11 protein-coding genes are annotated in these 15611 nt (G+C 61.4%); all 11 read left to right on the top strand.

What is annotated here, in order from left to right:
- The first annotated feature begins 1 nt into the window (after position 1).
- The 11 genes from OIM11_03295 to infB all read left to right on the top strand — a co-directional run bounded on the left by OIM11_03295 (position 2) and on the right by infB (position 15611).
- Positions 2-1204 (top strand): ATP-binding protein, encoded by a 1203-nt coding sequence (locus OIM11_03295; GenBank protein ID HJJ00160.1) that lies wholly within the window; start codon positions 2-4, stop codon positions 1202-1204.
- A 275-nt stretch (positions 1205-1479) separates the two neighbouring features.
- Complete coding sequence (locus OIM11_03300; GenBank protein ID HJJ00161.1) at positions 1480-2292, top strand: hypothetical protein; 813 nt, start codon at positions 1480-1482, stop codon at positions 2290-2292.
- 9 nt (positions 2293-2301) lie between these two features.
- Positions 2302-2883 carry a manganese efflux pump MntP family protein gene (locus OIM11_03305; GenBank protein ID HJJ00162.1) on the top strand — a complete coding sequence of 194 codons (582 nt, stop codon included), beginning with the start codon at positions 2302-2304 and terminating at the stop codon, positions 2881-2883.
- A gap of 93 nt (positions 2884-2976) precedes the next feature.
- A complete protein-coding gene (gene leuS / locus OIM11_03310; GenBank protein HJJ00163.1) occupies positions 2977-5490 on the top strand; it encodes a leucine--tRNA ligase in 2514 nt (837 codons plus the stop codon).
- 520 nt (positions 5491-6010) lie between these two features.
- The gene (locus tag OIM11_03315) at positions 6011-6955 is read left to right on the top strand and encodes a LysR family transcriptional regulator (protein HJJ00164.1); all 945 of its coding nucleotides are present in this window, start codon (positions 6011-6013) and stop codon (positions 6953-6955) included.
- A gap of 149 nt (positions 6956-7104) precedes the next feature.
- Positions 7105-9807 carry a molybdopterin-dependent oxidoreductase gene (locus OIM11_03320; GenBank protein ID HJJ00165.1) on the top strand — a complete coding sequence of 901 codons (2703 nt, stop codon included), beginning with the start codon at positions 7105-7107 and terminating at the stop codon, positions 9805-9807.
- Between the two features lie 4 nt (positions 9808-9811).
- Entirely contained in the window at positions 9812-10615 is an 804-nt protein-coding gene (locus OIM11_03325) for a carboxypeptidase regulatory-like domain-containing protein (GenBank protein HJJ00166.1), read from the top strand.
- 341 nt (positions 10616-10956) lie between these two features.
- Positions 10957-11466 carry a ribosome maturation factor RimP gene (locus OIM11_03330; GenBank protein ID HJJ00167.1) on the top strand — a complete coding sequence of 170 codons (510 nt, stop codon included), beginning with the start codon at positions 10957-10959 and terminating at the stop codon, positions 11464-11466.
- Positions 11467-11479: 13 nt separating this feature from the next.
- A complete protein-coding gene (gene nusA / locus OIM11_03335) occupies positions 11480-12751 on the top strand; it encodes a transcription termination factor NusA (GenBank protein ID HJJ00168.1) in 1272 nt (423 codons plus the stop codon).
- The gene (locus OIM11_03340) at positions 12751-13050 is read left to right on the top strand and encodes a YlxR family protein (protein ID HJJ00169.1); all 300 of its coding nucleotides are present in this window, start codon (positions 12751-12753) and stop codon (positions 13048-13050) included. Before nusA ends, OIM11_03340 begins: the two co-directional genes overlap by 1 nt.
- A gap of 8 nt (positions 13051-13058) precedes the next feature.
- Positions 13059-15611, top strand: coding sequence for a translation initiation factor IF-2 (gene infB / locus OIM11_03345; GenBank protein HJJ00170.1), 2553 nt, complete (start codon positions 13059-13061; stop codon positions 15609-15611).

The following is a 15611-nucleotide window of genomic DNA, read 5'->3' on the forward strand; positions in this document are numbered from 1 at the left end:
CATGATTCCACGGCCTGACTACATCGAACAGCTCGATAGATGGCGCGACCGCGACCTTATCAAGGTCGTCACGGGTGTGAGACGCTGCGGCAAATCAACGCTGCTCCAGCTCTATGCGGAGCACCTTCAGGCCGAGGGAGTGGATTCGGATCAAATCATCGTCATCAATCTCGAGCAGTTGGAATACGAGCATCTTCTCGACTATCACAAGCTACACGATGAGGTGCTTGCTCGTGCAAAACCGGGGAAAATGAACTATGTGTTCATAGACGAGGTGCAAAACGTCCCCGAGTTCCAGCGCGCGGTCGACAGCCTTTATACGCGCGACAATCTTGACCTGTATATCACGGGCTCGAACGCTCTCATGCTTCGGGGTACGCTGGCCACCCTGCTTTCTGGGCGCTATGTGGAAGTGTCGATGCTCCCTCTTTCGTTCAAGGAGTTCTGTGGTGCATCGGATGCAAGCACGTCTCGGCAAAGGCTCTACGATCGATACATCTCCACGGGAGGGATGCCAGGTGCGTTCACGCAGACAGATGGTTCTTTGAGCCTGTACGATTACCTTGAGGGTATCTTGAGCACCGTGCTTTTCAAGGACGTGGCGCAGCGCCTGAACATCGCCAATACGCAAGGCCTCGATGCTCTTGCCACCTATTTGTTCGACAACGTGGGAAACCTTACTTCTGCCAAGGCCATAAGCGATTTCATCACTTCGCAGGGAATCAGAATCTCGCCGAACACTGTGTCTGAATACATTTCGGGACTTGTCGACAGCTATATCTTTTATCCGGCAAAGCGCTTTGACCTCCGAGGAAAGCGCCTCCTGAAATTGCAGGAGAAATATTACGGCGTCGATATGGGCATGCGACGTATGGTGCTTTCCGGCCGCATACGAGATACGGGCAGAATCCTTGAGAATGTGGTCTTTCTCGAGCTCAAGCGCCGCTACAAAAACGTGTATATCGGCAAGGTCGGCAATGCGGAAGTCGATTTCGTAGTCGAGAGCGCCGAGGGATATGCCTACTACCAAGTGGCGGAGACGGTATCCTCATCTGCAACGTTGAAGCGCGAGCTGCAGGCGCTTCGCTCAGTCCAAGACGATTATCCGAAATACCTTATAACTATGGACGATACCGACGAGGTGTCGCACCAGGGCATCAGCCAAGTCTACGCTCTTGATTGGCTGCTGGGTTGCGTAGCGTAGGACGTCTTTTTGATTGCATTGCTTTGCCGAAAGTCTTTTTACCGGCAGGTTCAAAGAAATCAAGGAGGTTCAAGCAAATTAAGGAAGTTAAAGGAAATCAACGTTGCCTCATGGATTCCAGTGAGACAGCGTCTCTGAGTAACTGTCTCATTTTCCTGTCTCGCTTAGAATCTCCTTAAATTTCGGCGACGAGCATCGCGGGAACGAGGCGAATTGCTATCATTGTCTCCCCTTTGGAGATGGGGCCTGTAGGGCGCCTCGAGTTAGGACTGACGATGAAGAGCAAATCGCCACTTCACAAGATTCGCGCCCTCAAGGGCATGCGCTCCCGCGATGACGGGAGCTCTTCCTCCACGCCGGCGGACGTCATGCACCTCGATACCATCGTCACGCGCTGTGACCCGAAGGCCATCGACGGCACGTATCGTCATGCCCCCGCAGCGTTGCACGTCCCCCGGCAGATCGATGCCTGTCCGGGCATCTCGTTCTTCGGGCGCCGCGTCAAGTCCCTCGTCTTCTCGACGGACCTGGCCATCATCTGCAACTGCGATGCAGACGCCGTGTTCGCCGTGTATCCCTTTACCTGCCAGCCCATCATCACGCAGGGGCTCGTGACGGCTTCGGGCCGTCCGGTCTTCACGGGCGTCGCCGGCACGACCACGGCGGGTGCGCGTTCGAAAGCGATGGCCGTCCAGTCCGAGATGCAGGGTGCTTACGGCGTCGTCGTCAATTCGCCCACGAGCATCGAGGACGTGCATCAGATTTCCTCGAGCATCGACATCCCCGTCGTCCTCACGGTCGTGACCTTTGACGAGCTCATCGCCACCAAGATCATGGCCGGTGCCAAGGTGGTCAACGTCGCCGCCGGCAAGGACACGCCGATGGTCGTCGAGAAGGTGCGCGAGCGCTTCCCGGAGATTCCCATCATCGCGAGTGGCGGCAAGGACGCCACCTCCATCAGGAGCACGATTGACGCCGGCGCGGACGCCATCACCTGGGTACCGCCCACGATGCAGCAGCTCCAGCGTGAGCTCATGGACGTGAACCGGGCCGAAGGTCAACCGACCGAACCGGATGCCGTGGCCTAGGGCTTTCTCGTGGGATTCGTTGAGATATTCCTCATTGGCATCGGCCTGTCGATGGACGCGTTTGCGGTGTCCGTCTGCAAGGGCCTGGGCATGCATCGCGTCAACTACACCCATGCGCTCGTCATCGCGCTGTTCTTCGGCGTCTTCCAGGGTCTCATGCCGGTCATCGGTTGGCTGGTGGGAAGCGCGTTTGCCATCTACGTTACGACGGTTGACCATTGGATTGCCTTCGCCCTGCTCGCTTTCGTCGGTGGAAAGATGCTCTGGGATGCCTTCCATGACGAGGGCGAGGAAGAGGAGGACGAAACCTCCACGCAGAAGCTCGACCTGCGTGAGCTCTTCATGCTCGCCATCGCCACGAGCATCGACGCGCTGGCCGTCGGCATCAGCTTCTCGTTTCTGCAGATCGACATCGTGGCGGCCGCGCTCATCATCGGCTGCACGACCTTCGTCCTCTCGCTCGTCGGCGTCGTCGTGGGCAACCGCTTCGGTGCGCGCTTCGAGAAGCCGTCGCAGATCGCGGGCGGTATCGTGCTCATCGCCATCGGCCTCAAGATACTCCTCGAACATCTGGGTCTCGTCGCGTTTTAGCCGCGTTTGAGCGCGTCATCGGCCTGACGCTGCGGTATGATGTGTCACTGTTTTGTCTGACGCACGCATATGACGGCACATCGGAGGTTGGCCATGCACGAGGCATATGATCCGCATTCCATCGAACCCAAATGGCAGAAGTACTGGGCGGAGCATGACCTTTTCAAGCTCGACGAGGCGTCCGAGCGCCCCGCGAAGTACGTGCTCGAGATGTTCCCGTATCCGAGTGGCGACATCCACATGGGCCACGTGCGCAACTACACGATTGGCGACGTCTACGCGCGCTACCTGCACATGAACGGCTACGACGTGCTGCATCCCATCGGATGGGACGCCTTTGGCCTGCCGGCCGAGAACGCCGCCATCAAGCATCATAGCCATCCGGCCACCTGGACTTTCGAGAACATCGACACCCAGATGGCGAGCTTCAAGCGCATGGGCCTTTCCTACGATTGGGACCGCACGGTCATCACGTGCAAGGAGGACTACTACCGTTGGGGCCAGTGGTTCTTCCTCAAGATGTACGAGAAGGGCCTGGCCTATCGCAAGTCCAACCCCGTCAACTGGTGTCCCGACTGCAAGACCGTGCTCGCCAACGAGCAGGTCGAGCAGGGCACGTGCTGGCGCTGCCATTCCATGGTCGAGCGCCGCGAGCTCGACCAGTGGTACCTCAAGATCACCGATTACGCCCAGGAGCTGCTTGACGACCTCGACAAGCTGCCCGGCTGGCCCGAGCGCGTCAAGCAGATGCAGGCCAACTGGATCGGTCGCAGCGAGGGCGCCGAGGTGAAGTTCACCCTCTGCGACGAGGCGGGCGAGCCCACCGACGAGACCATCACCGTGTTCACGACGCGCCCCGATACGCTCTTTGGCTGCACCTTCTTCATGCTTGCCCCCGAGCACAAGCTCGTCGAGCGCCTGGTCGCGGGCACCGAGTACGAGGCCGAGGTGCGCGAGGTGCAAAAGGTTGCCGCCGCCGCCACGGCCGTCGAGCGCACGATGGGCGACCGCGAGAAGCATGGCGCGTTCACGGGCCGCTACGTCATCAACCCCGTCAACGGTGCCAAGGTGCCGGTATGGGTTTCCGACTACGTGCTGACCGACTACGGCACTGGTGCTGTCATGGCCGTGCCCTGTGGTGACCAGCGCGACTTCGAGTTCGCTCGCAAGTACGGGCTGCCCATTCCGCCGGTCGTCGTGCCCACGGACAGCCCGCTTGCCACCGAACTCGCCGACGTGCGTGATATCGAGGTGACCGACGTGGACTGGGACGAGGCCTTCAACGGCGATGGCATCATGGTGCAGTCCGGGCAGTTCACCGGCATGCCCGGTGGTCATGACTCGCAAGGCATGCAGGCGGTCATCGACTGGCTCGCCGAGCGTGGCCTGGGCCAGGGGGTCGTGAACTTCCGCCTGCGTGACTGGCTCATCAGCCGCCAGCGCTACTGGGGCAATCCCATCCCGATGATCTATTGCGACGAGTGCGGCCTGGTACCCGTTCCCGAACAGGACCTGCCGGTCATCCTTCCCATGGACATCGACATCGCCGCGGGCGAAACGCTCAAGGATTCCAAGGAGTTCTACGAGTGCGCCTGCCCGGTGTGCGGCAAGCCCGCGCATCGCGAGACCGACACCATGGATACCTTCACGTGCAGCTCCTGGTATTACCTGCGCTACACCGACCCGCATAACACCGAGCTTCCCTTCGCCGAGGACAAGGCGGATCGCTTCATGCCCGTCGACCAGTACATTGGCGGCATCGAGCATGCCATCTTGCACCTGCTGTACTCGCGCTTCTGGACTAAGGTCGCGCGTGATGCCGGCATGCTCGACTTCGACGAGCCATTCACCAACCTGCTGTGCCAGGGCATGGTCAAGGACTCCAAGGGCGAGACGATGTCCAAGTCCAAGGGCAACGTCGTGTCGCCCGAGTCGCTCATCGACGAGTACGGCGTCGACGCCGCCCGCGCCTGCATCCTGTTCATGGCTCCGCCCGACAAGGACCTGCAGTGGGACGACAAAAGCTGTGCGGCCATGGCGCGCTTCCTCAAGCGCGCGTGGGGGCAGGTGTGGTCGCTGGTCGACGCCACCGGTTCGGCCGATGACGGCCAGCTTGCCAAGGAGCTCAACCGCCAGATGCATGCGACCATCAAGAAGGTGGGCACCGACATCGAGCGCTTCAACTTCAACACGGCGCTCGCGTCGATCATGGAGCTCTCCAACACGACGGCCGATTACCTCAACGCCACGGTGGAGGACGCACGCGACAAGGAGCTGTGCCGTGCAGTCGCCACTGCGCTCGTGCTGCTGCTCGCTCCCTATGCGCCGCACTGGGCCGACGAGCTGTGGACCGAGGCACTGGGCAACGAGGGCAGCGCCTACGACGTCGCCTGGCCGAGCTTCGACGAGGAGGCCACGAAGGCCGACGAGGTGGAGCGCGCCGTCATGATCGGCGGCAAGGTGCGCGGCCACATCACGACGGCTGCCGATGCGAGCGAGGACGAGATCGTCGCCGCGGCTCTCGAGGCCGTTGCCGACCGCATCGAGGGGCTTACCGTGCGCAAGACCATCGTCGCCCCGACCGTCGTCAACGTCGTGGCGAATTAGGGAGATTGCTTGCTGGCTGAAATGCGGGACATGGGTACGCCAGAGCTCCGAGACCCAGTCGCTCTGGTCGCACCCCATGTCCCGCTATGCAATCGGGATGCGTGACGCGTCTGGCGACTCCTTGACGTGGCAATCGCCCCGCAGTTGCCGCAGTCGGAGCTTTTGGGGAAAGGGAAGGGGTCGGATTCCTCGACGTGCTGCATGACGTCATGCCTCGCGACCACAATGCAGCATTTCGTGGCACCTGCTCGCGGTTCTGCCATGAAATGTGCATCTGTGGTCGCGCCTCTGGCCACCACACCGCAATTCGTGGCGCTTCTGCCAAGCAATGCGCTCCTGTGGTCGCTACCTCAGTCACAAGACCACAAGACTTGGCGCGGACCCGATACCGCGCCAAGTAACGTGCTCCTGTGACTCCGCCTTGCTCGCTTTCCTGTCATCTCGAGCGCTGTGAAGCTGAGAATCTCGGTCAACAACACGTAGTAGAATGATGTCGTAGATCTGTCGAGGGGCGCGCAAAATGGAAATTCACCAGCTAGAGCAATTCAAGGCGATTGCCGAGAGCCGCACCATGCGGGAAGCGGCCGACAAGCTGTTCATTTCGCAGCCGGCATTGAGCCAAAACCTCAAGAAGCTAGAGGCAGAACTCGGGTGCACGCTGTTTGATCGGGCCCATAACCAACTCTCCATCACCCCGTACGGCGAGATACTGCTCGCCCATGCCCATCGCATCCTCTTTGACTTGAAGGAGGTGTCCGCCGAGATCGACGCGCTGAAGCAGCAAGATGCGCAGACGATACACATCGACAGCTTCTACCTCCCCCTCAGTCTGTTCGTGTTGCCCCAGGTCGCCAACACGTTTCCGGACCTCAGGTTCGATGCATCGATCGTCACCTCGACGGTTCTCGCCAAAAGGCTTATCGACGGAACCACCGATATCGCCTTTCTCCCGAGGCAATTCTGTCCGGCGCATCTGGCGTTTCACACCATTCAGGAGGAAAGGTTGTTGCTCTCGCTTTCGCCTGCATCTCCCTTGGTCGGCAGAGAAAGCATAGCGGACGAGGAGCTTGGGCAAACGTCGCTCCTGCTTCCGGAGGGCCTCGCCGGGCTCTCGCCTTGGTACGAGGAAGTCGTGTCCCATGCCGGTGTATCCGAAGCGCTTGTCGAGCGCATGCCCACGAAGGCGTACCTGGAGCTTATGGACAGGACGGAACGGGCCCATTTCACCACCTCCATGATGGTTCTGTTCTCCGGTAGCGGCACCAACCGTCCGGCATTGCCCGTGGAAGGGGAGATGTCCAAACGTGAGCTTTGCGTGGCGTATCGCGGGGACAACGAAAAGGCACTCCCCGTCGTGGAGCACATCGTCTCGCGCGGCTCCGAACTCGTGAGCAACCATGCCTTCCTGCCCTATCTGCTTGCCCAAGACGGTGCGTCCAATCTGTCACTGAAGCTGGACATCTAGTCGATAACGCCCGGTCATAGAGCTTCATAGGTAGCGCTTATCAGGGTATAAGCACTGCGTCATGGGCAATGGCCCCCATCCTCCGTAGAGTTGAATCATCGAAAGCGGCGAGCTGCGAAATCCGCCGTTGGCTCTACGAGAGGAGTGAGATGGGAAGGACAGCTGACAAGACCGTGTACAAGACCACCGGATGGTGTGGATTCGGCTCGGGGTCGAACACGGCTGCCGTCGACATGAAGGACGGACGCATCGCGCGCATCCGCCCGCTTCATCTCGATGACAAGTACACCGAAGACGAAATCAATCCCTGGAAGATCGAGGTGCGCGGTCACACGCTGACAAGTGGCCTCGTCACGACGTTGCCGCCGATGGCCATTGGCTACAAGAAGCGCATCTACTCACACAACCGCGTGCCGTACCCGCTGAAGCGCGTCGACTGGGATCCGAACGGGGAGCGCAATCCGCAGAACCGTGGCATTTCCGGTTACGAGCGCATCAGCTGGGACGAAGCTGCCCAGATTTGCGCGGACGAGATTCGCCGCGTCATCGACACCTATGGCAACGCGTCGGTGTTCTGCCAGGGCGACGGTCATGGGGAGACGAAGGTCATGCACGCGAGCCATGGCTGCAACACGCACCTTATGAACCTTCTCGGAGGCTTTACGCTGCAGGCTCGCCAGCCCGATAGCTGGGAAGGCTGGTATTGGGGCGCAAAGCACATGTGGGGCATGGACCCGGTTGGCCAGCAGGCATACCAGTCGAACCTGCTCTGGGATATCTGCGAGAACTCCGATGCCGTCATCTGCGTGGGCTGCGACCCGGAGACGACCCCGTGGGGTTGGGGCGGCCAGATGGCGTCGAAGATCAGCTACTTCTGGACCGAGATCGGCATCAAGCAGATCTACATCTGCCCCGACCTCAACTACGGTGCCGCCATTCACGCTGACAAGTGGATTCCGGTTCTTCCCAACACCGACGCTGCGCTTTGGCTTGCCATCGCGTGGACCTGGCTCAGGGAGGGCACCTACGACAAGGATTACATCGCCACCCATACGGACGGCTTCGACTGGTTCAAGGATTACGTGCTTGGCGGTGCCGATGGGCAGCCCAAGACGCCCGAGTGGGCCGAGGAGAAATGCGGCGTTCCCGCGGCGGACATCAAGGCGCTTGCCCGCTACTGGGCCACGCATAAGGTGTCTACCGTCCATTGCAACGGTGGCGGTTACATTCGCTCGGTGTTCGCCCATGAACCCGCCCGTCTCGAGGTCGCCTTGCTTGCCATGCAGGGCGTGGGCAAGCCCGGCCAGAACATGTTCAAGATGATGGAATGGGGCCTCTACGGCATGCAGAGCCTCAATCCCATCCCGCACGGCGAGTGGGGGACCTTCATGTGGGCGGGATATACCGGTCATGTCGCGGGCACCGACCTCATCAGCTTCATTCCGCAGACGCTCGTGCCCGATGCCATCACGATGCCGGAAGGCGAGAAACTCACCTGGTACGGTCGCGTCGTGGCGGGCCTTTCGCGCGAGGATCAGTTCACGCCCTACGAGTATCCGCTTCCGGGCAACGAGCGCATCCACATGATCTGGACGGACACTCCCTGCTGGTCGACTTGCTGGAACGGCGGTAACCGCATGCAAGAGGCATTGCGCCATCCTTCCATCGAGTTCTATCTGGTGCAGCATCCCTGGATGGAGAACGACACCTTGTTCGGCGACATCATCCTGCCGATCTCGACCAAGTTCGAGCAGCATGACATCGCCACGTCCACGCAATGCGGCGAAAACGACATGGTCGTGCTCGAGGAGCAGGCGTGTGACGTCGTCGGCGAGGCGAAGTCCGATTCGGAGGCGGTACTCGCCATCGCGGAGAAGCTGGGCGTCGCCGACGAGCTGTGGGAGCACTGGGTCTATCCGCCCATGACCGCCGCGCAGAACACGGAGTCGGCCGGTACCGATGACGAGGACTTCGTCGCCATGCAGGAGGCATCCACCGAGCACGTATTCGGCGAGCCCGGTTACGAATCGCTTCAGCTGCGCAGCTATACGCTGGGCGGTTGCCAGGAGCACATGCCCTACGGCGAATTCCTCGAGAAAGGCTACCTACCCATCCGCTTCATGGACGAGGAGCAATGGAAGGCCGAGCCCATCGGCATGCGTAACTTCTACGAGGATCCCGAGAGCTTCCCGCTGGCAACGCCCACGGGCAAGATCGAGTTCTACGCGACGGGCATCGCGGATTGCTGGGGTGACGACGGCGAGCGTCCACCCGTGCCCCAGTGGATCGAGGAGAGCCCGGAGCATCATGAGCGTCTGACGAACGACCGAGGCAAGGACTATCCGTTCCTGGTCGTGTCGAACCATCCGCGTTGGCGTGTCCATGCCGAGCACGATGACATCACCTGGCTTCGTGAGATAGAGACCTGCAAGGTCGAGGGGCCCGACGGCTACAAGTACGAACCCGTCTGGATCAACCCTATTGACGCCCGCAGACTCGGCATCGAAAACGGCGACATCGTGCGCATCTTCAACGAACGTGGCAGCGTCCTTGGCGGTGCGTACGTGACCGAGCGCATCCGCCCGAGCGTCATCAGCCAGGATCATGGCGCGCGTGTCGACAGCATCGTCACGGGTACGGGCGGCCTCGACCGCGGCGGCGCGAACAACCTCATCTGTCCCGGCGCGACCACTTCCAAGAACGCGCCCGGCGAGGTGACGAACGGCTTCCTCGCGAACATCGAGAAGGTGGACGTGTTGGAGCTCGCGAAGAAGTACCCCGAGGAATTCGACCGCGACTACGACCCTGCCGAGGGCATGTTGGCAACCGATCGCATCGTGAAGGAGGCATAAGGCCATGGCGAAGAAAGCATTTCTGATAGACGTCGACCGTTGCAACGGTTGCCATAACTGCCAGATTGCCTGCAAGGACGAGCATTGCGGACAATTCTGGCTACCCTACGCGGCCGAGCAGCCCGACACGGGCCAGTTCTGGTGCAAGGTCGAGCAGACCGTACACGGAACGGTTCCCAAGGTGAACATGACGTATCTTCCCCTGATTGGGGCCCAAGACGACGCACTCGCGGACTTTGCGCCGGATGTCGTGACGGTGCGCGAGGATGGCGTGATGTACATCGACCCGGAGAAGGCAAAGGGTCGCAAGGATATCGCCGACAGGTTCGATGGCGTGTTCTGGAACGAGGAGCTGCAGATTCCGCAGGGATGCACCGGATGCGCACATCTGCTCGATGACGGCTGGACGGTTCCCCGCTGCGTCGACGCATGCGCCATGGGGGCACTCCGTTTCGTTGACGTTGACGAGACGACCGAAGAGCTTGCCGAAGCCGAAAGGCTCACGCCGGGAAGCCACGTCTACTATCTAAACCTCCCCAAGCGCTGGATCGCCGGCCAGGTGATTGACCCCATGCGTGGCGAGGTGGTCATTGGCGCCAAGGTGACGCTTGCGGATGCGGCCGGTAACAAGCGCGAGGCGCTGACCGATGACTTCGGCGACTTCTGGTTCAAGAAGGTCGAACCGGGCAAGTACAGCTTGACGGTCGAAGACGACCGCTTCGTGACGAGGCAGTTCGACGCGGATTGCACCGACGAGGATGTCAATCTGGGCGTGATGAAGCTCTACGAGCTTGGCGAGCTCAAGTAAGAACGCACTGATTCGCGTACCTTTTCCTCATGAGGCGGGTGGAGTTTGGGGCTCCGCCCGCCTTTCTGTCCGAGGGTTCCTTTCGCGATGGGACGCATCGCAAGCGTGCCAAGGGGTCTGACCCCTGTGACACAATGAGACAAAAGCGCCCCGGCGGTTTTTGTCTCATTGACTTGCGCATGAATCCGAGTACAATAGGATAGCTTGTCGAAGCGTCCATTCGGTGTGCTTCGAGGCTGCTTGCAGCCACGGTATGGCTTTCTACGCCGCCGTTAGAGCCAGAAGAGTGAAGGAGAAAGTGGGATTTGCCCCGCTTTCTTTGTTTGTAAGGAGACATGCAGGTGAATAGGGAAGACAAGCTCATCGAGGTGCTTGAGCCGCTTGCAAGCAAGCACGGTCTCGACCTCGTGACGGTCGAGGTTGCCGGTACGCGCAAGCGTCCCGTTCTGCGCGTGTTTCTCGACACTCCGGCCGGCGGCATCACGCTCGACGAGCTCGTCGATGCCCAAGAGTGGGTGGATGCGGCCATCGAGGAGGCCGATCCCTTCATCGAGTCGTACGACCTCGAGGTCTCGTCACCGGGCATTGACCGTCCCTTGCGCAAGCGCGATGACTTTGACCGCTTTGCGGGAGAGACCACGGTGGTCTATCTCAAGCCAGGGGCCGCACGCAGCAAGTTCACGGGAATCTCGCACGGGCTCGAAGGTGATGAGCTCGTGCTTGAAATGGAAGATGGCACGATGGAGCGCCTTGCCTTTGATCGCATCAAGAAGGCGCACATCATTGGCCAAATCGATTTTGGCGGTCGCAACTTCGATGACGAAGACGCGTCGCTTGATCAGGACAACTAAATAGGGAGGAATCATGTCATCAGAACTCATCAGCGCACTTTCCGATCTCGCCGCCGAGCGTGGTATCGATCAGCTCGCCGTGCTCGAGCGTCTCGAGCAGGATCTCGCGCGCAGCTATAAGGGCATTCTCGACCTTGATTGGGATGCGCAGGTTACCATCGATCGTGAGAGCGGTCGCATCTTCGTCTACGAGATGGTTGGCATCGGCGAGGAGGATCCCGAGACGGGCGAGTACGAGGATTACGAGCCGCGTGACGTGACGCCCGAAAACGTATCGCGCATCGCCGCGCAAAACGCCAAGCGCGTCATCAACGAGATCGTCCGCGATGCCGCCCGCGCGAGCATCTACAAGGAGTTCGCCGACCGCAAGGGCGAGCTCATCACCGGTACCGTGCTACAGACCACGCCGGACTTCACCATCATCAAGATTCGCGATGGCGTCGAGGCCGAGCTGCCGCACTTCGACAGGCGCCGCAACGAGAACGAGCGCAACGAGCGCCCGTCCAACGAGTATTACCAGCACAATCAGCGTATCAAGGCGCTCATCATCGACGTACGCGACCCAAGCCAGCAGGCGCAGGGTGCCACGCGCACGCGCGATGGTGGCAACCGTCCGAGCATCATCGTGAGCCGCACGCATCCCGATCTCATCCGTCGCTTGCTCGAGCTTGAGGTGCCCGAGATCTACGATGGCGTCGTCGAGGTCAAGTCCGTTGCCCGCGAGGCCGGCGCCCGCTCGAAGATCGCCGTGCATTCCCGCGAGTCCAACCTCGATCCGGTCGGCGCCTGCGTCGGCCCCAAGGGTTCGCGCATCCGCATGGTCGTCGGCGAGCTGCGCGGCGAGCGCATCGACGTCATCCAGTGGAGCGAGGATCCGGTGACCTTCGTGGCCAACGCGCTCTCGCCGGCCAAGGTCTCCAACGTGCTCATCAACGAGGACACCCATTACGCGACGGTTGTCGTCCCCGATGATCAGCTTTCGCTCGCCATTGGCAAGGAAGGCCAGAACGCCCGCCTCGCCGCCCGCCTCACCGGCTGGCACATCGACATCAAGTCGGCGAGCCTCGTTGCGGCTGACGGTGGGTCGCTCGCGTCCATGACCTCCCTCATCGACGAGGAAGACGACGTGGTCGAGGAGCCGGTGGACCTGCGCTGCGAGTACGTGAGCCCCGAGGGCGTCCGTTGCCGCAACCATGCCCGCCCCGGATCGCACTTCTGCGGTATTCACGCAGACGGTCAGGCTCCCGAGGCCGGGGCAGACGAGGAAGAGGAGTCCCTCATCTAATGACGAAGAAGGCTCCCATACGCACCTGCATCGCATGCCGCGCGAGCTCGGACAAACGCACGCTCGTGCGTTTCGTGCGCAGCGCAGACGGGGCGGTTGCCCTCGATGCGAGCGGCAAGATGGCGGGACGTGGGGCCTATGTCTGCGCGGACGAGGCGTGCTTTGCCAAGGCATGCGAGAAGCGCCTTTTTGGCGGTCGTCTGCGCACCAAGGTGGGAAACGACGATTACGAACGGCTGAGGGCCGATTTTGACGCATACATGCGCACCTCGAGTGCGGCATCAGCAGGGGATAGGTGATAGGGAATATGGCAGGAATGCGTGTACATGAGCTCGCCAAAGAGTTCGGGATGACCTCCAAGGAGCTCGTCGAGAGACTCAAGGAGATGAAGATCCCCGTCAAGAATCATGCGTCCACGCTTGTCGATGCCTATGTCGATAAGATTCGCAAGGAACTTGGGCCAGAGTTGCAGAAGCGCACCGAGGAGGCCCAGGAGGACAAAGGGAAGGACGCCGCTGCCGAGGAGCAGGTAAGTGCCGAGGAAGAGGAGCGCAAGCGCCTCGAGGAGGAGCACAAGCAAGCTGCCCAGGCCGAGATCAAGCGTCGTCAGAAGGAGCAGAAGAGGCGCGAGGCTGCCGAGGCGGAGGCCAAGGCCGCCAGCCAGCAGGAAGTCGAGGAGGTCGTCGAGGAACCCAAGCCTTCCAAGCCCTCGGTCTTCGATGGGCTTCTCTCGCAGATCGCTGCCGAGAGCAACCGTCTGACGCAGGAGAAGAAAGAGGCGGACGAGGCTCGCGCCGCTGCTGCCGCGCAGGCGAGCGCCGAGCCCGCGCAGGCCGATTCGCCCTATCGCGAGAAGGGCGCCAAGAAGAAAAAGAAGGCTCGCCAGCAGGTGGAGGTCGACTCGGAGTCCGAGGACGACCGTTACCGCCAGATGGCGCAGGCCGTCGAGCAGCTGCAGCGCGACAAAGTTCTCGAGGAGGCGCGTGCCGCCGTTGCCGAGGCCGAGAAGCAATCGACTGGCCGTCGCAAGAAGCGCAAGGAGCGTCGTGCCGCCGAAGCTGCCAAGAAGGCCGAGGAAGAGGCGCAGCGCAAGGCAGAGATCACGGGTGTGCCCGTGGGCGTCGTCCAGGTCACGAGCGGCATCACGGTGGGCGAGCTCGCCGATGCGCTCGAGGTGCCCGGCAACGAGGTCGTCAAGAGGCTCTTCCTGCTCGGCACGCCGCTGACCCTCACCCAGTCGATGAGCGACGACTTGGTTGAGCTCATCGCCGGCGACATTGGCCGCGAGGTCAAGATCATCTCGCCGGAGGAGGAGATGTCGTTCACCTTCTACGATGACGAGAAGGACCTCAAGCCGCGTCCGCCCGTCGTTACCGTCATGGGTCACGTCGACCACGGCAAGACCTCGCTGCTCGATGCCATTCGTCATTCGGGCGTGCAGCAGGCCGAGGCCGGTGGCATCACGCAGGCCATCGGCGCATCCGTGGTCTGGATCAACGGCAATCAGATCACCTTCATCGACACCCCGGGCCATGAGGCGTTTACCGCCATGCGCGCGCGTGGTGCGCAGGTCACCGATATCATCGTCCTGGTCGTCGCTGCCGATGACGGCGTCATGCCGCAGACCATCGAGGCCATCGATCACGCCAAGGCAGCCGATGTCCCCATCGTCGTGGCCATTAACAAGATCGATAAGCCGGGCGCCAATCCCGATCGCGTGAAGAGCGAACTCGCCGAGCGTGGCGTCGTGCCCGAGGAGTGGGGCGGCAACAACATGTTCGTCGAGGTCTCGGCTCGCCAGAACCTCAACATCGACGAGCTGCTCGAGACGATCATCCTTCAGGCCGAGGTGCTTGAGCTCAAGGCCAACCCCGATACGACCGCGAGCGGCTTCGTCATCGAGGCCAACCTCGACAAGGGTCGCGGTCCGGTGGCGACCGTCATCGTGCAGCGTGGTACGCTGCGCGTGGGCGACGCTCTCGTCGCAGGCGTGTGCTTCGGTCACGTGCGTGCGCTCATCGACCCGAAGGGCAATTCGGTCAAGGAGGCCAAGCCCGCCGATCCGGTCGAGATACTGGGCCTGTCCTCGGTCCCGAGCGCCGGTGACGAGTTCGCCGTCTTCGAAAACGAGTCCGAGGCCCGTAGCCTGGCTGCCGAGCGCGAGCTCAAGCAGCGCCTGGCCGCGCAGGAGGCTCCGCGTCATATGAACCTCGACGACCTCTTCGCTCGCATCGAGGCCAACAAGCACGCCGAGCTCAACCTCATCGTCAAGGCCGACACCCAGGGTTCCATCGAGGCCCTGCGCGGTGCGCTCGAGAAGATGGATCAGTCCGAGGTGCGCATCAACGTCATCCGCGCTGCCGTCGGTGGCGTCACCGAGACGGACGTCAACTTTGCCGCGGCATCCGATGCCATCATCATCGGCTTCGGCGTGCGCCCGCAGGCCGGCGTGCGTCAGGCTGCCGAGCGCGAGAAGGTCGACATCCGCCTGTACCGCGTCATCTACCAGGCCATCGAGGACATCAACGCCGCACGCGTCGGCTTGCTCGCTCCCGAGGAGGTCGAGGTCGACACCGGTTCCGCCACCGTGCGCGAGACCTTCAAGATGCCCAAGGTCGGCGTCATCGCCGGCTGCATCGTCACCGAAGGCGAAATCGCCAACACCGACCACGTGCGTATCGTGCGTGACGGCGTCATCGTTCACGACGGCTCCATCATGTCCATGCGCCACTATCGTGATGACGTGTCATCGGTGCGTTCGGGCACGGAGTGCGGCATCGGCATCGAGGACTTCCAGGACATCAAGGAAGGCGACGTCATCGAGGGCTATCGCATCGAGCAGGTCGCCCGTAAGGAATAG

It is taken from the genome of Coriobacteriaceae bacterium (assembly GCA_025992705.1).
Taxonomy (GTDB): domain Bacteria; phylum Actinomycetota; class Coriobacteriia; order Coriobacteriales; family QAMH01; genus QAMH01.

Coding starts and splice junctions, on each gene's coding strand:
- leuS (HJJ00163.1), top strand. CDS start 2,977: ATGCACGAGGCATATGATCCGCATTCCATCGAACCCAAATGGCAGAAG.
- nusA (HJJ00168.1), top strand. CDS start 11,480: ATGTCATCAGAACTCATCAGCGCACTTTCCGATCTCGCCGCCGAGCGT.
- infB (HJJ00170.1), top strand. CDS start 13,059: ATGGCAGGAATGCGTGTACATGAGCTCGCCAAAGAGTTCGGGATGACC.
- OIM11_03295 (HJJ00160.1), top strand. CDS start 2: ATGATTCCACGGCCTGACTACATCGAACAGCTCGATAGATGGCGCGAC.
- OIM11_03320 (HJJ00165.1), top strand. CDS start 7,105: ATGGGAAGGACAGCTGACAAGACCGTGTACAAGACCACCGGATGGTGT.
- OIM11_03325 (HJJ00166.1), top strand. CDS start 9,812: ATGGCGAAGAAAGCATTTCTGATAGACGTCGACCGTTGCAACGGTTGC.
- OIM11_03315 (HJJ00164.1), top strand. CDS start 6,011: ATGGAAATTCACCAGCTAGAGCAATTCAAGGCGATTGCCGAGAGCCGC.
- OIM11_03300 (HJJ00161.1), top strand. CDS start 1,480: ATGAAGAGCAAATCGCCACTTCACAAGATTCGCGCCCTCAAGGGCATG.
- OIM11_03340 (HJJ00169.1), top strand. CDS start 12,751: ATGACGAAGAAGGCTCCCATACGCACCTGCATCGCATGCCGCGCGAGC.